This is a genomic window from Bordetella ansorpii (genome assembly GCF_900078705.1).
In the GTDB taxonomy this organism is placed as follows: domain Bacteria; phylum Pseudomonadota; class Gammaproteobacteria; order Burkholderiales; family Burkholderiaceae_B; genus Bordetella; species Bordetella ansorpii_A.
In genome coordinates, this window is sequence record NZ_FKIF01000006.1 from 414,521 (window position 1) to 437,088 (window position 22,568).

Genomic DNA, 22,568 nt, shown 5'->3' on the forward strand with positions numbered 1-22,568 from the left:
GGGCCAGCTGCCTGACGTTCTCCTGTAAGATGGGCAGCCCTCAAGCGCGCGCCGTGCGTCGCGGCGCGCCCATACGCCCTATTCGCCCCGCATGCCGCCATCCCCAGACGAAGCGTTCGACTATGAAGCCGCCGTGCATGCCTGCGCGCGCCAACAGCGCGACGCCCTGCATGCGCTGTACCGCCAGGAAGGCGCTCGGCTGCTGGGGGTAGCGCGCCGCATCGCGGGCAACACCGCGCTGGCCGAGGACATCGTGCACGACGCCTTCGTCAACATCTGGAACAACGCCGACAGCTTCGATGCGTCGCGCGGTTCCGCGCGCGGCTGGATCTACAGCATCACCCGCAACCAGGCCTTGAACACCGTGCGCGACTACGGCCGCGCCTACACGCTGGACGAGGACACCGTCGAACGGCTGGACGCGGAGGCCGCCCTGCAGGAATGGCGGCAACGCGGCGCCTTCGCGCACTGGAGCGACGACGCCCACCGCCTGTCCGCCTGCCTGGACCAACTTCCCGCCGAACGGCGCCGCTGCATCGTGCATGCCTATGTCGAGGGCCTGACCCACACCGAAATCGCCCAATTGGTGAACACGCCGCTGGGCACCGTCAAGGCCTGGATCACCCGCAGCCTGAAGTCCTTGCGGGAGTGCCTGTCATGAGCGTCCCGATGGAATTCGATGACGCGCACGACGCACTGGCCAGCGAGTACGTGCTGGGCACGCTGCCCGACGACGAACGCGAATACGTGGAAAAGGCCCTGGAACATGACGAGCGGTTGCGCGCGGCCGTCGCCTGGTGGGAGGCGCGCCTGGCCCCCCTGGCGGACCTGGCCGAACCGGTGGCGCCGTCGGACAAGCTGTGGAAACGCATCTCGGGCAGTCTCGGTGGCCGCCCTCCGAAACCCGCCTTCCGCATCCGCCGCACCCCGCGGCCCGCCTGGGGCGACTTCAATTTCTGGCGCGGCCTGGTCACGGCCGGCGTGGCCTTCGCGGTGCTGTGCTCGGTCGTCCTCTACTTGCGCACGCCGCTGATGCCGCCGCGCTACGTGGTGGTGCTGGTGGCTCCGCAATCGCAGACGCAGGCCCCGGGCTGGATGGTGCAGGCCGCCGGCCGCGATGCCGTCAAGCTGGTGCCGCTGGGCATGACCACGGTGCCCCAGGGCCAGGCCCTGGAGTTCTGGACCAAGGCGGACGATTGGCAAGCGCCGGTATCGCTGGGCCTGGTGCAACCGGGCCAGGCCGTGGAGATCCCGCTGGACAAGCTGCCGCCGCTGGTGCCCAACCAGCTGTTCGAACTGACGCTGGAACCCGCCACCGGCTCGCCGATCGGCCGGCCCACGGGGCCCATCCAGTTCATCGGGCGCGCCGTCCGGGTGATGTAACCGGATGTCGTGTCTGCCGGCACAACTGGGATAGCATACGGGGGCACGTCCCCCAAACCTCGCAGCTCCCACAGGGGAACACCCGAATATGCCCGATCCCAAACACCTGGAAGCGTTGATCCAGGACTGCGCGCGCGGCAAGGAGCCCGCGCTGGCGGAACTTTACCAATTGTGTTCGCCGCATCTATTCGCCCTGGCCACCCGTATGTTGAGGCGTAGCGACTGGGCCGAGGAAGTCCTTCAAGAGTGCTTTCTCAGCATCTGGCGCAATTCCGACCGATATTCCGCCCAACAGAGCCAAGCCATGACATGGATGACGCGCATCGTGCGCAACCGGTGCATCGATCACCTGCGCCGGCCCGACGTCGAGCGCCCGGATCCCGACGGCGCCATCCAGGATGCCTGGGCCGATGACGCCCCCGGCCCCTTGCAGCGCCTGCAATCCAGCCAGGACGGCACGCGCCTGGCCGACTGCATGCAGCAGTTGGAAGCCGGTCCGCGCCAGGCCATCGCCCTGTCGTTCTTCGACGACCTCAGCCACGGCGACATCGCGCGCAAGCTCGACACCCCGCTGGGCACGATCAAGAGCTGGGTGCGCCGCGGGCTGGAACGCCTGAAGAGGTGCCTGTCATGAACTACGGCGATCAGAATCTGCGTGACCGCCTGGCGGCCGACTACGTGTCGGGCGCCATGCGCGGCGGCGCCCGGCGCCGCTTCGAGGGCCTGATGGCCGCCGATGCCAACCTGCGCCGCCAGGTCCGCCAGTGGGAAGAAGAAGTCTATCCGCTGGTCTGGTCCATGCCGCCCAGGACGCCGCCGCGGCGTGTGTGGCGCGCCATCCAGCAGCGCATCCGCGCCGCCGCGCCGGTGTCGCCCTGGGGCTGGCAGGGCGCCAACCTGTGGCGGCTGTTCAGCGGGGCGATGGCCGCGCTGCTGATCGCGGGCGTCATCGTCTATCCCGGCCAGGTCGACCGCGCGGCGCAGCAACAGCTGATGGCGGTGCTGCAGTCGCCCGAAGCCCAGGCCATGCTGCTGGTGAAGGCCGACGCGGACGGCGCCGTGCACGTGCGCACGCTGCGTGACCTGGCGCCGTACGCCACCAACCACGCATTGGAACTGTGGGCGATTCCCCCCGGCCAGAAGCCGCAATCGATGGGCCTGCTCTCGGTGGACGGCGCCACGGTGCTCAGGCGCGCGCAGGGCCTGGCCGGCGTGGCCCAGCTCGCGGTGACGGTCGAGCCGCCTGGCGGCGCGCCGGGCGGCGTGGCCACCGGTCCCATCATCATGAGCGGCGACGTGCTGAAGATCTGATCCGCGTTGCATCCAGCGCGGCCCGGCGGCCGTATGAACCGGTGTTGACCACTGCTCCATACGGCCGCCATGTCTTTGCTCTCGCACTACCCGCATGCCCGCTGGCTGTTGATTCCGGCCGCGCTGGCCTGCATGCTGCTGGCCCTGACGGCCTGCTCGCCCTTCACGCTTCTGAACGGCGCGATCCCGGAGAACGCCAGCCGCGTCACCGCCGATATCGCCTACGGCGATGCGCTGCGCCAGCGCCTGGATGTGTATGCCCCGCCCGACGCCGCGCTCGCTCCCGTGGTGGTGTTCTTCTATGGCGGCAGTTGGCGCAGCGGCTCGCGCAAGGACTACGCCTTCGTGGGCGATGCCCTGGCCTCGCGCGGCATCGTGGCCGTGCTGGCCGATTACCGGCTGTATCCCGAGGCGGCCTATCCCGTATTCCTGCGGGACTCGGCGCGGGCCGTGGCCTGGACATTGCGCCACGCGGCTGACATCGGCGGCGACCCGCGCCGCGTTTACGTGGCGGGCCACAGCGCGGGCGCCTACAACGCCGCGATGATCGCGCTGGACCCACGCTGGCTGGCCGAGCTCGGCGCCTCGCCCGATGCCCTGGCCGGCTGGATCGGCATGGCCGGTCCCTACGATTTCCTGCCCATCGAAACGCGCAGCGTGCGGCCCGTCTTCCATTACCCGGACACCCCGGCCGACTCCCAGCCGGTCGCGCACGCCACGCGCGGCGCGCCGCGCACGCTGCTGATGACGGGCATGGCGGACACCCTGGTCGATCCCGTGCGCAATACCGGCCATCTGGAGGCGGCATTGCGGGCCGCGGGCACGCCGTTGACGGTGGTGCGCTATCCCAACCTGGGGCATCGGCTGCTGGCCGGTGCGCTGGCCCGCCCGCTGCGGTGGCGGGCGCCGGTGCTGGACGATCTGGCGGGGTTCGTGCTGGCGGGACGGCAGGCAACCGTGGAGGGCGCCGCAGCCGGCGAGGACGCCGGCGCCGCGATGCCGTCCCCAGCCACCGCACGCACGCCAGGCTCCTGACAGCGGCCAAGGCATCCATATCGCCGGCGCGCACGTATGTCTGACGGTACCCCTTCCCAGGAACCCTGCGACATGGCCGCGACCCGTCTTCTCCTGCTTGCCGCGCTGTCCCTCATCCTGACGCCGGCCCTTTCCCATGCACAAGGCCTGCCCGCCGCCGAGCACTATGTCGGCATCGCCCGCACCGACGACGGCCGCGAGGCCTATCGCGAGGCCCATTGGGTCACCCGCGCCGACGGCCGGCAGTCCCGGCTGGTGCTGTACCTCTGCCCGGACGGCCGTCCCTTCGCCCGCAAATGGGTGCGCGGCCCCCTCGGCGGCAGCACGCCCGATTTCGCGCTGGAGGACGCCCGCGACGGCTACCTCGAAGGCGCCCGGGCCGGCACGGTCTACACCCGCGACAACGCCACGGCACAACAGGAATCCGCGCGGGTTTCCGCACCTGCCGACGCGGTGATCGACGCCGGCTTCGACGATTACCTGCGTACCCACTGGGATGCCTTGTCCAACGGCGGCGCCATCCATTTCCTCGTGCCCGGCCGCCATGCCTTCCTGCCCCTGCGCATACGCGCCGAGGACGGCCAGCTGGATGGCGTGCCCGTGCGCCGCTTCCATCTGCGCCTGGACGCCTGGTACGGCTTTGCCGCCCCCAAGCTGGAAGTGGCCTACCGGGTGGCCGACCGTCGCCTGCTGCGCTTCACCGGCATCGGCAGCCTGCGCGACGGCAACGGAGGCTCGCAGGCGGTACGCATCGACTTTCCGGACAAGCTGAGAGCCCCGGCGCCCACCCGGCAGGACATCGACGCCGCGGCGACGCAGCCGCTGGTCTCGCGGTGTACCCAATGAAACCTAGGGTTTACCCCAAGAATCCACCGCCATCCCCCGTGCGTATGTGCAGAAAACACGCATCCTTTCTTCTGGACCGGTCATGCCCCTGAGCCAATCCGAGTTGTCCTCCGCGTCCTCCGGGGCCCGGCCCGCCGCCGGCGCCCGTTGGCTGCGCTCCATCGTCCGCTGGTTCGACACGCAGGCCGAGGGCGGCGATGCGGCGGAGACGCGCGACGACCGCATCGACTGGACGCGCGCGGTGCCATTCGTGCTGATGCACGTGGCCTGCCTGGGCGTGCTGTGGGTGGGCGTGTCGCCGGTGGCGCTGGCCGTGGCCGCGCTGCTGTATGCCGTTCGGATGTTCGCGCTGACGGGCTTCTATCATCGCTATTTCTCGCATCGCACCTTCCGCACCTCGCGCGCCGCGCAGTTCGTGTTCGCGGTGCTGGGCGCCTCGTGCGCGCAGCGCGGGCCGCTGTGGTGGGCCGCGCATCATCGCCATCACCATCGCCACGCCGATACCGGGCAGGACCTGCACTCGCCGCGCCAGGTGGGTTTCCTGCGCAGCCACATGGGCTGGTTCCTGACGCGCAGGGCCTTCCGCACCGATCTGGCCCGCGTGCCCGACCTGCGCGGCTACGCCGAGCTGCGCTGGCTGGACCGCTACGACGCCGCCGTGCCCGCCGCGCTGGGCGTGGCGCTGTACGCCCTGGGCGCCCTGCTGGAAAGCCTCGCTCCCAGCCTGGGCACCGATGGCCCGCAGATGCTGGTGTGGGGCTTCTTCGTGTCGACCATCGTCCTGTTCCACGCCACCGTCACCATCAACTCGCTGGCGCACCGCTATGGCCGCCGCCGCTTCGACACCCGCGACGACAGCCGCAACAACCTGTGGCTGGCGCTGATCACCTTCGGCGAGGGCTGGCACAACAACCATCACTTCTACCCCGGCTCGGCGCGCCAGGGCTTCCGGGCGCGCGAGATCGACATCACGTTCTATGGCCTGCGGCTGCTGGCCGCGCTGGGCCTGGTGTGGGACCTGAAGCCCGTGCCGGCCTGGGTGCTGGACCGGGTGGAGCGTTGATCATGCGGATCGCGGTCATCGGATCGGGCATTTCCGGGCTGGCCAGCGCCTGGCTGCTGTCGCGCCAACACAGCGTGACGCTGTACGAGGCGGGCGACTACTTCGGCGGCCACACGCATACCCACGAGGTCGAGCAGGCGGGCCGCCGCTATGCCGTGGACAGCGGCTTCATCGTGCACAACCCGGCGCACTATCCGCTATTCAACAGCCTGCTGGACGAACTGGGCGTTGCCTCGCAGCCGACCACCATGAGCTTCTCGGTGCAGCATGCCGGCAGCGGACTGGAATACAACGCCACCAATCTCGACACCCTGTTCTGCCAGCGCCGCAATCTGTGGTCGCCCCGCTTCCTGGGCATGGTGCGCGACCTGCTGCGCTTCTACCGCGAGGCGCCGCTGCTGCTGGAAGGCCACGGGGCCGGCCCGACGCTGGGCGAGTTCCTGTGGCGGCAACGCTACGGCGAGGCGTTCCGCGACGAACACCTGATTCCCATGGCCTGCGCGCTCTGGTCCTCGCCGCCCGCCGACATCCTGGCCTTCCCGGCGCGCTACCTGGTGCAGTTCATGGCCAACCATCAGATGCTGCAGGTGGCGGGCCGGCCGCAATGGCGCGTGGTGCGGGGCGGTTCGTCGTCGTATGTCCGCGCCATGCGGCAGCGCTGGACGGTGCGCGAGCGCCTGAACTGCCCCGTCAGCGCGGTATGGCGCACCCCGGAATGCGCGGTCGTGCAATCGCGCGACGGCCGCCACGACTACGACCATGTCGTGCTGGCCTGCCACAGCGACCAGGCGCTGGCGCTGCTGGCCGATCCCAGCGCCGCCGAGCGCGAGGTGCTGGGCGCCATCCCGTACCAGGACAACGAGGTGCTGCTGCACACGGACGCCACGCTGCTGCCGCGCAACCGCAAGGCCTGGGCGGCCTGGAACGCCCATGTGTCGGCGGATCCGTCGCAGCCCTGCACCGTCAGCTACTGCATGAACCTGCTGCAGGGCCTGCAATCGCCGGACCCCTTCGTGGTCACGCTCAACCGCGGCCAGGACGTGGACCCGCGCCGCGTGCTGGCGCGCATGCAGTACCACCATCCGGTCTACACCCGGGCCAGCGTCGCCGCGCAGGCACGCAAGGCCGACATCTCGGGCGTCAACCGCACCTGGTACGCGGGCGCCTATTGGGGCTGGGGCTTTCACGAAGACGGCGTGCGCAGCGCCATGGAGGTGGCCGGCGGACTGGCCGGACTGAACTCGCCACGCGCGTCCGCGCTGATGCCCGAGGTGCTGGGAGGAATCGCGGCATGAACATCGGAGCGCCGTCGGCGGACATCCATGCCAGGACGCGGCGGGAAGGCGGCCGCCCCGTGGAGGCTCCCGCTTCCGCGTCCGCCGATGCGCGCACGGCCAGCGGCACGCTGCACAGCGCCGTCTACGAGGGCTGCGTCCGTCACACCCGCCACCGTCCGCGCCGCCACGCCTTCCAGTTCCGCATCGCCCAGCTCTACCTGGATCTGGACGAACTGGATCAGGCCTTCGCGAAGCGCCTGCTGTGGTCGGTGAACCGCCGCAACCTGGCCGAATGGCGGCGCGAGGACTACCTGGACGGCGCCAGCGGCATGCCGCTGAAAGACGCCGTGCGGCAACGCATCGCCGCCGAGCTGGGCCGCGCGCCGCAAGGCCCGATCCGCATGCTGACGCACCTGCGCTACGCGGGCTACGTCTTCAATCCGGTCACCTTCTACTACTGCTACGCCGAGGACGGCCAGACCCTGGACACCATCGTCGCCGACATCACCAACACGCCCTGGCGCGAGCGCCATGCCTACGTGTTGCCGGTGGATCGCGCCGAGCACCAGGGCCGCGCGCTGCGCTGGCGCTTCGGCAAGCGCTTCCATGTCTCGCCCTTCATGGCGATGGCGCGCGGCTACGACTGGCGCTTCACCGCGCCGGGCGACGAGCTGCGCGTGCACATGAAGGTGCTCGACGGCGACCACCCCGAATTCGACGCCGACCTGGCGCTGCAACGGCACGCGCTGGACGGCGCGTCGCTGGCGCGCGTGCTGTGGCGCTATCCGCTGATGACCGCGCAGGTCATCGGCGCCATCCATTGGCAGGCGTTGCGGCTGTGGATCAAGCGCACGCCCGTTCACGACCATCCTCCCGGAGACCATGCATGAAGCCGATCTCGTCCCAAGAAAGCCGCGTGCTCGACATGGCGCTGAGCCAGCCGGCGCGCATCTCGCCGCTGGACCGGCTGCTGCGCGAGCGCCTGCTGCGCAGCCTGGACGGCCTGGCGCATGGCCGCCTGGCCATCGAGGATCCGCTGGGCCGCACCGAGGTCGGAGCGGCCGGTGCCCCGGCGTTGCGCCTGATCGTGCTGGACATGGGCTTCTATCGCGCCGTGGCGGCGCAGGGCAGCGTGGGCGCGGGCGAAGCCTACGGCGACGGCCTGTGGCTGTGCGACGACCTGGTGGGACTGGTGCAGTTGCTGGTGCGCAACCGCGACCTGCTGGACGGCATGGAATCGGGCCTGGCGCGCCTCGGCGGCCTGGCGCTGAAGGTCTGGCACAACCGCCGGCGCAACACGCGCGACGGCAGCCGCCGCAACATCGCCGCGCACTACGACCTGGGCAACCCCTTCTTCAGCCTGTTCCTGTCGCCCGACCTGATGTATTCGTCGGCGCTGTGGACGGACGCCAGCGACACGCTGGAAGCTGCGTCGCGCCGCAAGCTCGACGTCATCTGCCGCAAGCTGGACCTGCGGCCGGACCAGCACGTGGCCGAGATCGGCAGCGGCTGGGGCGGCTTCGCCGTGCATGCCGCGCGCGAATACGGCTGCCGCGTCACCACCGTCACCATCTCGCGCGAGCAGCACGCGCTGGCCACGCAACGGGTACGGGAGGCCGGCCTGGCCGACCGCGTGGACGTGCAGTTGCGGGACTACCGCGATCTGCAGGGCCAGTACGACAAGGTGGTGTCCATCGAGATGATCGAGGCCGTGGGCGCGGATTTCCTGGAAGGCTACTTCGCCAAGGTGGCCAGCCTGCTGACACCCGAGGGCAGCGCGCTGATCCAGGCCATCACCATCGAGGACCACCGCTACCGGCAGGCCGTCAAGTCGGTGGACTTCATCAAGCGCCACATCTTTCCCGGCAGCTTCATTCCCTCCATCGAGGCCATGCTGGCGGCCAAGACCCGTGGCTGCGACCTGGCGCTGGTGCACCTGGAAGACTTCGGCCACTCGTACGCGCGCACGCTGCAGGCGTGGCGCGAGCGCTTCCTGGCGCGGCTGGACGAGGTGCGGGCGCAGGGCTTCGATGCGCGTTTCGCGCGGTTGTGGGAGTTCTACCTGGCGTATTGCGAGGGCGGCTTCCGCGAACGCTCCATCGGCGTGTCGCACCTGCTTCTGACACGCCCCGGCGCGCGGCCCGCGTCGGCGCGCTGGACCGACCGTGAACTCGCCGCGGCGCCATAAGCCCCTCCCGTCAACCCCGGAACACCCAAGTATCGAGTATGAGTCCCCTGCATCAACTCCTTCTGCTGGCTTTGCTGATGATCCTGGCGATGAGCGCCGCCTGGTCGTGGCAGCGCCGCCACCGCAATGCCGGCATCGTCGACGCCGTGTGGGCCCTGGGCGTGGGCCTGGGCGCGGTGCTGATCGCCCTGACCGGCACGGGCGCCGCCGTGCCCCGCATCCTGCTGGCGGTGCTGGGCGTGCTGTGGTCCGTGCGGCTGGCGTGGCACATCTGGCGCCGCGTCTGGCTGGGCGAGGACGGCCGCTACCGCGCGTTGCGCGAACACTGGCAGGGCCACCAGGGCAAGTTCTTCGCCTTCTTCATGTTCCAGGCGGCGCTGGTGGTGCTGTTCGCCGTGCCGTTCACCGCCGTGGCCGCCAACGTGGACGGCCCGCCGGTGATCGCCGCGCTGGCGGCGGTGGCCATCTGGGCGCTGTCCATCGCGGGCGAGTCGCTGGCCGACCGCCAGCTCGACGACTTCCGCAACGACTATGCCAACGAAGGGCGCACCTGCCGAGACGGCCTGTGGCGCTACTCGCGCCACCCCAATTACTTCTTCGAATGGTGCCACTGGTTCGCCTATGTGCTGCTGGCCGTGGGTTCGCCCTTGTCCGGCTGGAGCTGGGCCGGCCCCGTGCTGATGTACGTGTTCCTGCGCTGGATCAGCGGCATCCCCTACACCGAGAAGCAGGCGTTGCGCAGCCGTGGCGACGACTACCGCGACTACCAGCGCACCACGTCCATGTTCTTCCCGTGGTTTCCCAAACCGTCCACCCGCAAGGATCCGTCATGACCGACACCGCGACTTTGCCCGCTAGCGACGAACTGCCCGCCGACCTGCCCGCCCCAGGCATGCTGGGCCTGGCCGAACGCGGCCTGCTGCCCGATGCCCTGGTGCGCCTGGGCATCCGCCGCATGTGCGCGCAACGGCTGGCCGAGGAGCATGCGGGCGGCCCCGCCGCGCGCGCGCATCGCTACGGCGCGCTGATCGACACGCTGCGGGCCAGTCCGCTGGCCATCCACACCGACGCCGCCAACACCCAGCACTACGAACTGCCGCCGGCCTTCTTCCGCCTGTGCCTGGGAGCCCGCCTGAAGTATTCCGGCTGTTTCTACGAGACGGGCAAGGAGACGCTGGACGAAGCCGAACTGGCCATGCTGGAGCTGTACGGCCAGCGCGCGCAACTGCAGGACGGCCAGGACATCCTGGAACTGGGCTGCGGCTGGGGCTCGCTGACGCTGTGGATGGCCGAACGCTATCCGACCGCGCGCATCACCGCCGTATCCAACTCGGCGGGCCAGCGCGGCCACATCGAACAACAGTGCCGCGAACGCGGCCTGGACAACGTGCGCGTCATCACCTGCGACGTGAACACGCTGCAATTGCCGGCGGCGGCCTACGACCGCTGCGTGTCGATCGAAATGTTCGAACACATGCGCAACTACCAGACGCTGCTGGGCCGCATCGGCGGCTGGCTGCGTCCCGGCGGCAAGCTGTTCGTGCACATCTTCACGCACCGCGAACTGATGTATCCGTTCCAGACCGAGGGCGCCGGCAACTGGCTGGGCCGCCACTTCTTCACGGGCGGCATCATGCCCGCGGACGATACGCTGCTGTGGTTCCAGCGCGACCTGCGCATCGAGGCGCGCTGGACGGTGGACGGCACGCACTACCAGCGCACCGCCAACCACTGGCTGGCCAACCAGGATGCGCGCCGGGATCAGGTACTGGACGTGCTGAAGACCGCCTACGGCCCGGCGCTGGCCCCGCTGTGGCACCAGCGCTGGCGCATCTTCTGGATGGCCTGCGCCGAGCTGTTCGGCTATGAACAGGGACGGCAGTGGCATGTGTCGCACTACCGTTTCGAACGTCCCGCATGAAGGAGGACCGCTCCATGAAAGGACCCCAGCGCTCCCTGGCCGCGACACTGGTCGCCTGGCTGCTGGGCGGCTGCTCGTCGCCGCCGCCCATGCCGCCCGTGGCCCAGGTCGACCTGCCGCGCTTCATGGGCGACTGGTACGTCATCGCCCATATCCCCAGCTTTCCCGAACGCAACGCCTACAACGCCATCGAAACCTACAAGCTGGACGAGGATGGCCGGATCCGCACCACCTTCCGTTACCGCGACGGCAGCTACTACGCCGACGTCGACACCATGCACCCCGTCGGCACCGTGCGGCCCGGCACGAACAATGCCATCTGGGGCATGCAGTTCATCTGGCCCATCAAGGCGGAGTACGTCATCGCCTACCTGGATCCCGATTACCGGCAGACCATCGTGGCGCGCTCCAAGCGGGATTACGTCTGGATCATGGCACGCACGCCCACCCTGCCGGACACGGACTACACCCGCCTGGTCGACAAGGTGAAATCGCTCGGCTACGACGTGGAAAAGCTGCGCCGCGTGCCACAGCGCTGGCCCGAGGAGGCCCCGCGCTGACCGGTCCCCGGCATCCCTTGGCACGAGCCCCCGGGGGCCGCCTGCTACCACCTGTTACCAGCCCGGGCCCGCCAAAGCGGGGCGGCCTCCGTTTCCCTGCCTGCCTTTGTGTAAACTGCTGGGCTTTTGACCCTCACGGCATGGAGCAGACCGCCAGACGCGCAGGGTCCGGCGGCCCGGCGTTCATACGCTTGCTGGCACGCCTGACCGCGACCCCCGTCCCCGAATCCGGACAACCCCTGTCTGACCAGCTCGGCCAATGGCTGACCTGGACCGACGCGGTTGCGCTGTCCGCCGTCCTGGGCGAAGGCCGCCCCCTCGTGAAAGCGGCGGCCCGCGAAGACGACGATCCCGCGCGCGACGTCGCCCGCTTGCGCGCCGACCTGACCAACGCCATCGTCCACGACGGCGTCTTCGCCCCGGCCAAGCCTTCGGGCACGAAACGCCCGCCCCCCGTGGCCATGCCGGCGCCGGCCGCCGACGCCGAACCCGACTACGCCGTCTACCGCCAGCGCTACCTGGCGCTGCAGCAGACGATGGAAACGGGCATCGGCAATCTGCGCAGCCGCCTGCGGGGCATGCTGGCGGCCCGCGCAGCGGATGGCCGTGCGCCGGACTTCGCCGGCCTGGCCCTGGTGGACGCCATCATGGAACGCTCATTGGGTGCGCGCGAGCGCGTACTGCTGACCTCCGTGCCGAGGCTGCTGGAAAGGCATTTCGATCAACTGCGCCAGGCCGCGCAGGCCGGCGCGGACGCGCAAGCCGCATTGCCCTGCGCGGTATCGGCCGCCGCGCCCGCCGCCTGGGTGGAAACGTTTCGCACGCACATGCAACAGGTATTGCTCGCCGAACTGGATGTTCGCCTACAACCGGTGGAAGGGGTGCTGGCCGCCCTGCAAAGCCGCTGAACAGAACGCAATGACCCGCTACTTCGTCCCCATCGTCGTTTTCCTGGCCGGCCTGGCCGTGCTGGGCTGGACCGCCGCCGGCTACGTCGGCACCAACCCGCTGGCCCTGGCCATCACCTTGCTCATCGGCCTGTTCTACCTGGCTGGCGCGCTCGAACTGCGCCACTACCACGTGGCGACCCGCTCGCTGGCGCAGGCCGTGTCCGCCCCTCCGCCCGAAGGCACGCTGGACGACTGGCTCGGCCAGTTGCCCGCCAGCCTGCGCAACGCCGTGCGCCTGCGCGTGCAGGGCATCCGCGCCGGCCTGCCCGCGCCCGCGCTGACCCCCTATCTGGTGGGCCTGCTGGTGCTGCTGGGCATGCTGGGCACCTTCCTGGGCATGGTCGTCACCCTGCGCGGCACGGGCGCCGCGCTGCAGACCGCCACCGACCTGCAGGCCATGCGCGCCTCGCTGGCCGCGCCGGTGCAGGGCCTGGGCTTTGCCTTCGGCACCTCGGTGACCGGCGTGGCCACCTCGGCCATGCTGGGCCTGCTGGCCGCGCTGTGCCGCCGCGAACGCGTGCACGCCGCCCAGGCGCTGGACGCACGCATCGCCACCAGCCTGCGCATCCATTCCCCGGCGCACCAGCGCGAGCAGGTCGTCACGCTGCTGGAACGCCAGGTCGACGCCGTCCCTGCCATGCTGGAACGCCTGCAAGCCCTGGCCGCCGACATGGCCCAGCAGAACCGTGCCTTGCAGGACCGCATCGCGGCCAGCCAGGACAGCGCCCAGGCCCGCGCCGATGCCGCGCACGACCGCCTGGTCAAGGCCGTGGAGCAAGTGCTGCAAAGCCATACCGCCTCGGGCGGCGAGCTGGTACAGGCACTGGACCGCGCCATGCGGCAGAACAGCGCCGCCAGCGAGCGCCTGATGCAGTCCATGGACAAGACCCTGCACGACAACGCCGCCGCGGGCGACCGCCTGGCGCAGTCGCTGGAAAAGGCCCTGCAGGACAACGTGGCCGCAGGCAACCGCCTGGCCGCCGGCATGGACCGCAGCATGCAGGCGCATGCGAAGGCCATCGAACAGTCGCTGCAGGACAACGCCGCCACGGGCGACCGGCTGACGCAGGTGCTGGACGAGGCCCTGAAGGCGCACGTGGCCACCGTGGACCGCACGCTGCGGGCGCAGGCCGAGACGCTGGACGCCGCGCTGCGGAACAACGCCGCCACCGGCGACCGCCTGGCCAAGGTGCTGGATGCCTCGCTGAACGCGCACGCGGACACGGTCGATCAGGCCCTGCAAGCCCACACCCGGACGCTGGACCAGGCCCTGCACGGCAACGCCGTCACGGGCGAGCAACTGGCCAGGACCCTGGAGCAGGCCCTCGGCGCGCATGCGGGCACCGTCGAGCAGACGCTGCAATCGCACCGCGCCACGCTGGACCAGGCCCTGCAAGCCAGCGCCGCGGCGGGCGACCGCGTGGCCGAGGCCCTGGGGCAGGCCTTGCAGGCCCATGCCGGCACGCTCGAACACTCTTTGCAGGAAAGCACCGCCACGGGCAATCGCCTGGCCGACGCGCTGGACCAGGCCCTGCAAGCCCACGCCAGCACGCTGGACCAGACCCTGCAGGCGCACAACGCCGCCAGCGAGCGCCTGTCGCAAGCCATGGAACGGGCGGTTCAGGAAACCGCCGCCGCCACCGTGCGCGCGGCGGGCTCGGCCATCCAGCCGGCCGTCGAGGCCACCATGCAGGCCCTGGCGCGCGAGACCGCCACGCTGCACGAGGCCATCGGCCGATCGGCGCAGCAACAGGTCGACGGCATCGCCGCCCGCCTGGACAGCGCCGCCAGCGCCGTGGCCAGCCAGTGGGACGAAGCCCTGGCGCGCCAACGCCAGGCCGGCGAAGCCCTGGCCAGCGGCCTGCGTGAAACGCTGGAAACCTTCACCAGCGGCTTCGAATCGCGCCTGGACGGCCTGCTGCGCAACGTCGACGATTCGCATGCGGCCTTGCAGGCCACGCTGGCCGGGCAGGACGCGCAACGCCTGCAAGCGTGGACGGATACGCTGGGCGCCGTCGCCACCGACCTGCGCGGCGAATGGGCCCTGTTGGGCGCCCAGGCCGAACGACGCCACCAGTCCCTGGGCGAATCGCTGACCCACACCGCGCGCGAACTGGCCGAACAGACGCAGGCACACGCCCGCGACACGGTCAACGAAGTGGCGCGGCTGGTGGAAGCCGCCGCGCAGGCTCCCAAGGCCGCCGCCGATGCCATCGACGAACTGCGCCGCAGCCTGTCGGAAGCCACGGCCCGCGACAACGCCATGTTGGAAGAGCGCGCCCGCCTGCTGCAGACGCTGGACACCCTGCTGGGCGGCCTGACCCATGCCGGCGCCGAGCAGCGCGCCGCGGTCGAGGCGCTGGTCGCCAGCGCGGGCGAACTGATGGAACGCGCGGGCGAGCGCATGACCGGCCAGGTCGCCGCCGAGACGGGCAAGCTGTCCGAGGCAGCCGCGCAGGTCACCGGCAGCGCCGTCGAGATGTCCAGCCTGGGCGAAGCCTTCGGCGCCGCGGTGCAGGTGTTCGGCCAGTCCAGCGAACAGCTGACCGCCCGCCTGCAAGGCATCGAGACCGCGCTGGACCGCGCCATGACCCGCAGCGATGAGCAACTGGCCTACTACGTCGCCCAGGCCCGCGAAGTCGTGGACCTGAGCGTGCTGTCGCAGAAGCAGATCATCGAAGACCTGCGGCAGTTGGCCGCCCGCCAGGCGGCCCCGACGGACGCGGCTGAGCAATGAAAGACGAGTTCGACACCGACCTGGAATCCACGGCGCCCGTCTGGGCCGTCTTCGGCGACCTGATGTCGGTGCTGCTGGGCGCCTTCGTGCTGATCCTGGTCGGCGTGGTCGGCATGCAGCTGGACCTGACGGCCAGGCTGCAAGACGCCTCCACCAAACTTGAAGAAGCCGTCAAGCAGGGCCACGCGGAAACGCAGCGCCGCGAGGCCCTGGAAAATGCCCTGGCCGGCCCCGTGGCGTCCGGCCGCGTCACGCTGGTCAACGGCCGCATCGGCATCAACGGCAACGTGCTGTTCGCGCTGAACTCCGATCAACTGCAACCCGAGGGCCGCGACCTGCTGCGCAGCCTGGCCGGCCCGCTGACCGCCTATCTGCGCGACCGCGACGAGATGCTGATGGTCAGCGGCTTCACCGATGACCGCCCCATTCACGACAACAACCGCCGCTTCGCCGACAACTGGGAACTATCGGCGCAGCGCGCGCTGACGGTGACGCGCGTGCTGATCGAGGAAGGCATTCCTCCTTCGTCCGTCTTCTCGGCCGCATTCGGTTCGCAGCAGCCCGCCGCCTCCAACGACGATGCCGACGGCCGCGCGAGGAACCGCCGCGTCGAGATCGCGCCGGTGCGCAAGCCCGATGCCACGTCGGGGCATGGCGCGGGAGCCGGCCTCGCGCCCACGCCATCGTCATCACAGGCGCCCGCAGCGACCATCGGGCAGAAGCTTGCCGCGCCCGGACCCGGCCAGACCGCGGCGCCTGACGTGCCGAAGGCTCCATGACCACGGCCCAGGCCACGCTGCGAGCCTGGCGCGAAGGCGGCCTGGACCGCCGGGACCCGGTACGCTTTCGACTGATCGAAGTGCTGGCGCAGCGCGCCGAGGGCTATTGCGGGGCGGCTCGGAAAGTGCTGGATGAACGCGTTGCCACATTGATCGCGGCCTACGTGAAAGCGTATGGCGAATCGCATCGAGCCGAGCTTGCCAGCACCGTCCCCCAGGAAGACGAGGCGGCCTCCGAACATAGCCAGGCGGTCCATGCAGACCAGGCCCTGTCGTCCGGACAGGCCACTTCTGATGCGCTTCAAGCGGCACGGAAGCCGGACGCCCAAGAACACGGCGCCTCCGTGCAGGACCAGACCCTGTCCGCCTTGACGGCCTATCTGCGCGGCCGCCCCCGCGACAGCCAGCAAGGCGACGCCAAGCCCGGTCAGGCACACCAGGACGCCTATCCCGAACTCGCGGCCCTGGACGACTTCCGCGCCATCTGGGAACACCTGCGCACCGACAGACAGGTGCGGGAATCCCTGCGGCAGGTTCCCGGTGAGAACGCCGGCCCGCTGAACGCCGGCAACATCGTGCATCGCTCGCTCTCGCTGATGCGCACCGTGTCGCCCGAGTACCTGCGCCAGTTCATGACTTATCTGGACAGCCTGGCGGCACTGGAGCGGCTGTGCCAGGCCGGCGACCCCGCGGGCCTGCTGGTGGCGAAGCTGGACGGCAATCGCAAGGGTGGCCGCAAGGCTCGCTGACGCGCACGGCCACGGGACCTGCGCCGCACGAACGTGCCTGCCCAGCCGCCATGCCCATCAGGACGAACACTTGCCGCGGCGCGAAGCGGTGCCCGGCGAGCAGCGCTTGCCAGGCGGCTCGGCCAGCCACAGGTCCGCGCCCGTCATGGTGTGGCGCAGATTCATGATCTGGCCGCTTTCCACCAGGCGTTCGAGCGTATCGTAGACATGCGGTCCTTGCCCGGGGTCCATGGAGTCGCTGACCGGCGTGGCCCTGGCCTGCGCGGCGCCCGCGCAAGGCAGGCCGGACAGCGGTGCGCGCGTATCGCTCCATTGGGATTGCTCCGCCGTGCCCGCCTGCGCATGGCCTGCCACGACCAACATGGTGCCCAGGATGGCGCCCGTGATTGTCCGCATGTTTTTCCTCCCCACTCGATACGTATCCAATGCCAGACTGGCTCTCGCCCCGATTCTGGCCCATGCCCGGCCGAATAGCCAGTACGGCGTGACAAGATGTGCCGTCCTGGCCATGGCCGCCATCGCGCCGGCCCGGCGATGCCGCTACGTTTGCGAACATCTTGGCCGCGCCTTTTCCCGGCGCGCGAACCGGCGCCGCCCCGCTTCAACCCTCCTGTTGCCCGCGCGCCTGGCGGATCTTCTTCCACAAGGTGGTGCGGGAGATGCCCAGCCGCTTGGCCGCGTGCCCGAGATGCCCGCCCGACTCCGAGATCGCACGCTGGATGCCCCGCCATTCGGCATCCTGGCGCACGGCGGCCAGATCCTCCGTGCCGGTATCCCGCAGGCGCCGCTCGGGAAACAGATCCGGGGCATCCAGGAGCGGCGCATCGCTCATGACAGCGGCGCGCGCCACGCGATTCTTCAGTTCGCGCACGTTGCCGGGCCAGTCATACTCGGCCAGCGCGGCCAGGGCGGCGCCGGTATATCCCGATGCGCGCGTACGGCCCGAGACGCGCTGCTCCCGCAGGAACCGGTCCGCCAGGACCGGTATGTCGTCGAGGCGTTCGCGCAATGCGGGCAGGATGATCCGGCCCGCCGCCAGGCGGTAATAGAGATCGGCGCGGAAACGGCCCTGCGCCACGGCGGCGTCCAGATCCGCATTGGTGCTGGCGACCACCCGGCAATCGACGGGCAGCGCGGCCGGCGCCCCCACGGGACGATAGCCTGCGCTCTCCAGCACGCGCAGCAGCAGCGATTGCGCCCTGGGCGGCAGCTCGCCGACCTCGTCCAGGTACAGCGTACCGCCGGCGGCCTGCGCGAATACGCCGTCGCGCGCGGCGGCCGGGGCGCCCAGCGCGCCCCTCACATGGCCGAACCATTGCGTCTCGGCCAGCGCATCGTTCAGTTCCGCGCCATTGATCGCCACAAACGGGCCGCCGCCTCTCGGCGACTTCGCGTGCATGTAGCGCGCGGCCAGATCCTTGCCAACGCCCGTCTCGCCCTCCAGCAATACGTGCATGTCCGCGCCCGCCAGTCGCTCGATGGCATTCGCGGTGCCGGCGGTCCGCAGGCTCGACGCGAAGGGATTGTCCTGTACGGCCGCTGGGCGCTCGGGATCGCCGAACCGGTCGACCGCCAGACGGATACGCGCCACCAGCGCGTCGGCATCGTAGGGCTTGGTCAGGTAATCGTTCGCGCCGGCGGCCACCAGCCGCACCGCCTGGGCAATGTCGCCGTACGCCGTGGCGAAGACCACCGTGGTGCGCGACAGGTAGGGAATCAGCCGTCGATACAGGTCTTCGCCCGAGCCGTCCGGCAGCCGGATGTCGGCCAGCACGAAAGCGGGATGCAGGCGGGTGCGGCGCAGCAGCTCGATCGCCTGGGCGCAGTTCAATACCCATTGGACCGAGATGTCCTCGAGCTCCAGGCGCTGGCGCAAGGCGCCGCCCAGTACGGCGTCGTCCTCGATCAGCAGCACGTCCGAATACGTCATGAATGCAACTCCGTCCGCCAATACGGCAGCCAAACCGAAATGCGCGTGCCCATGCCGGCGCCGCCGCCCAGTTTCAAGCCGCCGCCCAGGCCGCCAAGCAGATCACGCACGATGCCCAGCCCCATGCGCTGGCCGGCGGACGCCTGGCTCCAGGCTGCCGCCTGGCCGCGCAACACGGCATGCGCGGCCTCGGGCAAGCCCTGGCCCTGGTCGCATACGTGGATCGCCAGGGCGCGAGGCCCCGCATGCGCGCGCACGCCCACGACAGCGCCATCCGGAGACGCCGCCACGGCATTCAGCACGAGGTTGAGCAACAGTTGCCGCACGGGCGCCGCTGGCAACATGGCGGCCTCCTGCGGCGGCCACGCGCTGTCGACGCGCACGGACACCGCCTTGCGGCTGGCTTGCGCGGACACGAGCAGCCGCACGTCCTCGATGTCCGCCGCGCTCAGGGGCTGCCAGCCATCGCCGGGCCGGAAGGTGCGCAGGCTGGCATCCACGACGGCCTGCAACGCATCCACGCCACGCTCGACGAACGCCAGCGACTCGTGCCTGGCGTGCGGGCGGTCGCCGAACTGCCGCAACGTCTGCAACGCCGTACGCATGCCGCCCAGGGGGTTGCGGATCTCGTGGGCCAGCGCCGCCGACATCCGCCCCAACAGCGCCTCGCGTTCGATCCGGGCCTGCCGGCCAGCCAGGGCCTCGCGCTCCTGCACGCCCTGGACCATCCAGTTGTAGGCGGCCAGCAGATCGGCCACTTCGGGATCGTGCGCGAACGTCTCGGGCCCCAGTTGCCGGGGCTGCTCGCGCCGCGCCGCGCGCAGCCGCTGCGTCAACAGCATGATCGGGCGCTGCAATCGCCGCGCAAGCACGAAGCCCAGCCCCGCGCCCGCCAGGCTGATGGCCAGGCCGACCAGCACGAGCTCGATCGCCAGTTCGCGGCGCTGGCGCAGGAAATCGCCCACGTCCAGATTGGCGATGACCGTACCCAATTCCGGATGATCCTGGTCCAACGCGCGCCACGTCCAGACGCCATCGGCGTGCTCGCTCAGCACGGCCCCGCCGGAAGCCGCCCCCAGCGTGGCGGCGTAGGGAATGGACTCGACCTCGGGATACCGTGCCACCAGGCCCAGCGCCTGGCCGTCGTTGCCGACAACCGCCAGCGTGCGGTCGACGACCCCGACGTGCGTATCCAGGGCGCGCTCGAGCACGTCGGCGATCTGGGCACGATCCCCCGCGCGTACCGCGGGCAGCACGGCGGCCGACAGGCCATCCAGATAGACCTGTCCCATATCCGCGATCTGCTTGTCGAACTGGCGCGACAGGCCGTGCAGCGCCAGCGAGATCAGCGCACCGGCAATGGCCAGGAACAAGGCGGCCACGGCCAGGGGAATACGTACGGTCAGCGGCAGGCGGCCCAGGCGGATCACGGCGATATCCAACGACAAAACCCTCCGATTATGCCCGCGCGCGAGGCGAGCCGGATGCATGGATTTTTTGCAAGCGATGGAAAACGGATGCGGACCAGACAAGAATCGTGCCGGCTCACGCATCGTCGGGCGCCTGCCGGCGCGGCCATCGACAAATGTCCGGATTCGCGGACAGGCCCGCCGTGAACATGTTCACTTTCATGAACACCACCGCAAGCCGCGGGCGCCGGACCTGGTAGTTACCCGGCCTTCGCGCCCCGCCCCCCGAAAGCAGATTGCAAGCCCCCCTTCTTACAGTGCCCGCTCTTCCCGCCGGCGTTCCGGACGGGGCACGGCGATCGATTCCACCAAAGGGGGCAAACACGATGCGAAACCGAATACCGACAATCAAACGCGACTTGTGGGGAGGACTGTTGATCGCGGGCTGCGGCGCGCTGACGATCCTGCACGCCTACAGCTACAACATCGGAGAACTGGCCCGCATGGGACCCGGGTACTTTCCATTGATGGTGGGCTGCTTCCTGGTCGTCCTGGGCGTGCTGGTCCCGCTCAGCCCCGACCCCGATGAAGTGCTGGAGGACGCTCACGCCGCCGACCTGCCGCAGCCCACGCGCCGCCAGCGGCTTCGTGGCATGGCCTGCATCGCGGGCGGCATAGGGCTGTTCATCGTGCTGGGCCACTACCTGGGTTTCCTGCCCGCGGCCTTCGCGCTGGTATTCACCGCCGCGATGGGCGATACGTCCAACTCGCCGAAGTCCGCGGCCATCCTCGCCGCGGCCATGACGCTGTTCGCCGCCGTGGTCTTCTCCTGGGCGCTGCAGTTGCAGTTCCCGATGTTCCGCTGGGGCTGACACATGGAATTGCTAGATAACGTATTGCATGGTTTCTCCGTGGCCTTCCAGTGGGAGAACCTGGCCTGGTCGCTGTTCGGCGTCTTCATGGGCAACCTGATCGGCGTGCTGCCCGGCATGGGCGTGCTGGCCGCCATCTCGATCCTGCTGCCGCTGACCTATGCGATGACGCCCACCGCCGCGCTGATGATGCTGGCGGGCATCTACTACGGTGCCCAGTACGGCGGCGGCATCACCTGCATCCTGCTCAACCTGCCCGGCACGCCGTCGCATGCCGTCACCTGCCTGGACGGCAATCCGCTGGCGCGGCAAGGCAAGTCGGGGTCGGCGCTGTTCATGCTGGTCATGTCGTCCTTCATCGGCGCGTGCGCGGGCATCCTCATCATGATCCTGTTCTCGCCGCTGCTCGTCGAGGTGGCGTTCCAGTTCGGGCCGGCCGAGTACTTCTCGATGATGATGCTGGGCCTGTTCGCTGGCGCGACGCTGGCCAAGGGTTCCGCCGTCAAGGGCGTGGCCATGGTCTTCCTGGGCCTGCTGTGCGGCGTGGTCGGCACCGACGTCAACACCGGCGTCATCCGTTATGCCTTCGGCATCATCGAACTCAGCGATGGCGTGCAACTGGTCGCGCTGGCGATGGGCCTGTTCGGCTTGGCCGACTTCTTCGCCAACGTCAACCGCATCGGCAAGGCGACCACGGTCGACGCCGGCAAGCGCATGTCCGTGCGGCCCGAACCCGGCGACATGCGCAAATCGGCGGCGCCGATCGCGCGCGGCAGCGCCATCGGATCGATCCTGGGCATCCTGCCGGGCACCGGCGCCACCATCGCGTCGTTCATGTCGTATGCCATCGAGAAACGCGTCTCCAAGACGCCGCAGCGCTTCGGCAACGGCGCGATCGAAGGCGTGGCGGGCCCCGAAGCCGCCAACAACTCGGCCGCGCAGACCAGCTTCATCCCCACCATGAGCCTGGGCATCCCGGGCGACTCGGTCATGGCGCTGATGCTGGGCGCGCTGATCATCCACGGCATCCAGCCCGGACCGCAGATGGTCACCGAACATGCCGACATCTTCTGGGGCCTGATCGCCAGCTTCTGGATCGGCAACGCCTTGCTGGTCGTGATGAACCTGCCGTTGATCGGCATGTGGGCCAAGTTGCTCAAGGTGCCGTACAAGTACCTGTTCCCGTCCGCGCTGTTCTTCGTCTGCGTCGGCGTCTACAGCACCAACAACGCACTGTTCGACGTGGGCATGGTGCTGGTCATCGGCGTGCTCGGATATCTGTTCCTGAAACTGCGTTTTTCACCGGCCCCCTTGCTGCTGGGCTTCGTGCTGGGCCCCATGGTCGAAGAGAACTTCCGCCGCGCACTGTTGCTGTCTCGCGGTGACCTGGGGATCTTCGTCGACCGGCCGATCAGCGCGGGATTCATCTACGCGATCTTCGCGCTGGCCGCATGGCTGGTCTACTCGACCATGCGCAACCGCCGCAAACTGCGCCAGCTGATGCAGGAGCAGCCGCAGTAGCGCCGCGCCGGGCCGCCGTCGAGACGGCGGCCCGTTT

22 protein-coding genes are annotated in these 22,568 nt (G+C 69.7%); 19 read left to right on the forward strand and 3 right to left on the reverse strand.

Translation table 11 applies throughout. The features are described from left to right. Positions 1-91: 91 nt before the first annotated feature. The 17 genes from A6745_RS12230 (at position 92) to A6745_RS12310 (ending at position 16,799) form a co-directional block, all read left to right on the forward strand. Positions 92-661 carry a sigma-70 family RNA polymerase sigma factor gene (locus tag A6745_RS12230; RefSeq protein ID WP_066127404.1) on the forward strand — a complete coding sequence of 190 codons (570 nt, stop codon included), beginning with the start codon at positions 92-94 and terminating at the stop codon, positions 659-661. Next, positions 658-1,383: an anti-sigma factor gene (locus tag A6745_RS12235; RefSeq protein ID WP_197488149.1), complete on the forward strand. Its 726-nt coding sequence runs from the start codon at positions 658-660 to the stop codon at positions 1,381-1,383. Before A6745_RS12230 ends, A6745_RS12235 begins: the two co-directional genes overlap by 4 nt. A gap of 88 nt (positions 1,384-1,471) precedes the next feature. Then, positions 1,472-2,017: an RNA polymerase sigma factor gene (locus A6745_RS12240; RefSeq protein ID WP_066127409.1), complete on the forward strand. Its 546-nt coding sequence runs from the start codon at positions 1,472-1,474 to the stop codon at positions 2,015-2,017. Then, positions 2,014-2,694, forward strand: a complete 681-nt coding sequence (locus A6745_RS12245; protein WP_066127411.1) for an anti-sigma factor — start codon at positions 2,014-2,016, stop codon at positions 2,692-2,694. Before A6745_RS12240 ends, A6745_RS12245 begins: the two co-directional genes overlap by 4 nt. 69 nt (positions 2,695-2,763) lie before the next feature. Then, entirely contained in the window at positions 2,764-3,729 is a 966-nt protein-coding gene (locus tag A6745_RS12250; protein ID WP_082853036.1) for an alpha/beta hydrolase, read from the forward strand. Between the two features lie 72 nt (positions 3,730-3,801). Then, a complete protein-coding gene (locus tag A6745_RS12255) occupies positions 3,802-4,575 on the forward strand; it encodes a hypothetical protein (protein WP_066127413.1) in 774 nt (257 codons plus the stop codon). An 82-nt stretch (positions 4,576-4,657) separates the two neighbouring features. Beyond that, positions 4,658-5,638 (forward strand): acyl-CoA desaturase, encoded by a 981-nt coding sequence (locus A6745_RS12260; RefSeq protein WP_066127415.1) that lies wholly within the window; start codon positions 4,658-4,660, stop codon positions 5,636-5,638. 2 nt (positions 5,639-5,640) lie between these two features. After that, positions 5,641-6,933, forward strand: coding sequence for an NAD(P)/FAD-dependent oxidoreductase (locus A6745_RS12265; RefSeq protein ID WP_066127417.1), 1,293 nt, complete (start codon positions 5,641-5,643; stop codon positions 6,931-6,933). Further along, positions 6,930-7,805, forward strand: coding sequence for a DUF1365 domain-containing protein (locus tag A6745_RS12270; protein WP_082853037.1), 876 nt, complete (start codon positions 6,930-6,932; stop codon positions 7,803-7,805). The genes A6745_RS12265 and A6745_RS12270 overlap by 4 nt, the downstream gene beginning before the upstream one ends. Next, the gene (locus A6745_RS12275; protein WP_231885981.1) at positions 7,802-9,103 is read left to right on the forward strand and encodes an SAM-dependent methyltransferase; all 1,302 of its coding nucleotides are present in this window, start codon (positions 7,802-7,804) and stop codon (positions 9,101-9,103) included. The genes A6745_RS12270 and A6745_RS12275 overlap by 4 nt, the downstream gene beginning before the upstream one ends. 38 nt (positions 9,104-9,141) lie before the next feature. Next, positions 9,142-9,936, forward strand: a complete 795-nt coding sequence (locus tag A6745_RS12280) for a DUF1295 domain-containing protein (RefSeq protein ID WP_066127419.1) — start codon at positions 9,142-9,144, stop codon at positions 9,934-9,936. Next, positions 9,933-11,024, forward strand: coding sequence for an SAM-dependent methyltransferase (locus tag A6745_RS12285; RefSeq protein WP_066127422.1), 1,092 nt, complete (start codon positions 9,933-9,935; stop codon positions 11,022-11,024). Before A6745_RS12280 ends, A6745_RS12285 begins: the two co-directional genes overlap by 4 nt. Positions 11,025-11,038: 14 nt before the next feature. Further along, positions 11,039-11,584 (forward strand): lipocalin family protein, encoded by a 546-nt coding sequence (locus A6745_RS12290; protein WP_066128784.1) that lies wholly within the window; start codon positions 11,039-11,041, stop codon positions 11,582-11,584. Positions 11,585-11,724: 140 nt separating this feature from the next. Next, positions 11,725-12,492: a DUF3348 domain-containing protein gene (locus A6745_RS12295; RefSeq protein WP_066127424.1), complete on the forward strand. Its 768-nt coding sequence runs from the start codon at positions 11,725-11,727 to the stop codon at positions 12,490-12,492. Positions 12,493-12,502: 10 nt separating this feature from the next. Continuing rightward, on the forward strand, positions 12,503-15,271 hold the full coding sequence (locus A6745_RS12300) for a DUF802 domain-containing protein (RefSeq protein ID WP_066127427.1): 2,769 nt from the start codon (positions 12,503-12,505) through the stop codon (positions 15,269-15,271). After that, positions 15,268-16,050, forward strand: coding sequence for an OmpA family protein (locus A6745_RS12305; protein WP_082853038.1), 783 nt, complete (start codon positions 15,268-15,270; stop codon positions 16,048-16,050). The genes A6745_RS12300 and A6745_RS12305 overlap by 4 nt, the downstream gene beginning before the upstream one ends. Next, positions 16,047-16,799, forward strand: coding sequence for a DUF2894 domain-containing protein (locus A6745_RS12310; RefSeq protein WP_066127429.1), 753 nt, complete (start codon positions 16,047-16,049; stop codon positions 16,797-16,799). Before A6745_RS12305 ends, A6745_RS12310 begins: the two co-directional genes overlap by 4 nt. Before the next feature lie 57 nt (positions 16,800-16,856). Here A6745_RS12310 and A6745_RS12315 read toward each other — a convergent pair whose 3' ends face one another. The 3 genes from A6745_RS12315 to A6745_RS12325 all read right to left on the reverse strand — a co-directional run bounded on the left by A6745_RS12315 (position 16,857) and on the right by A6745_RS12325 (position 20,171). Beyond that, positions 16,857-17,195 carry a hypothetical protein gene (locus A6745_RS12315; protein WP_066127431.1) on the reverse strand — a complete coding sequence of 113 codons (339 nt, stop codon included), beginning with the start codon at positions 17,193-17,195 and terminating at the stop codon, positions 16,857-16,859. Positions 17,196-17,400: 205 nt separating this feature from the next. Next, entirely contained in the window at positions 17,401-18,729 is a 1,329-nt protein-coding gene (locus tag A6745_RS12320; protein ID WP_066127433.1) for a sigma-54-dependent transcriptional regulator, read from the reverse strand. Beyond that, positions 18,726-20,171, reverse strand: a complete 1,446-nt coding sequence (locus tag A6745_RS12325; RefSeq protein ID WP_231885982.1) for a sensor histidine kinase — start codon at positions 20,169-20,171, stop codon at positions 18,726-18,728. The genes A6745_RS12320 and A6745_RS12325 overlap by 4 nt, the downstream gene beginning before the upstream one ends. 401 nt (positions 20,172-20,572) lie before the next feature. Here A6745_RS12325 and A6745_RS12330 point away from each other — a divergent pair, with 401 nt between their 5' ends. Both A6745_RS12330 and A6745_RS12335 read left to right on the forward strand, forming a co-directional pair. Further along, the gene (locus A6745_RS12330; RefSeq protein ID WP_231885983.1) at positions 20,573-21,010 is read left to right on the forward strand and encodes a tripartite tricarboxylate transporter TctB family protein; all 438 of its coding nucleotides are present in this window, start codon (positions 20,573-20,575) and stop codon (positions 21,008-21,010) included. Positions 21,011-21,013: 3 nt separating this feature from the next. After that, positions 21,014-22,531 carry a tripartite tricarboxylate transporter permease gene (locus A6745_RS12335; protein WP_066127438.1) on the forward strand — a complete coding sequence of 506 codons (1,518 nt, stop codon included), beginning with the start codon at positions 21,014-21,016 and terminating at the stop codon, positions 22,529-22,531. Positions 22,532-22,568 lie beyond the last annotated feature (37 nt).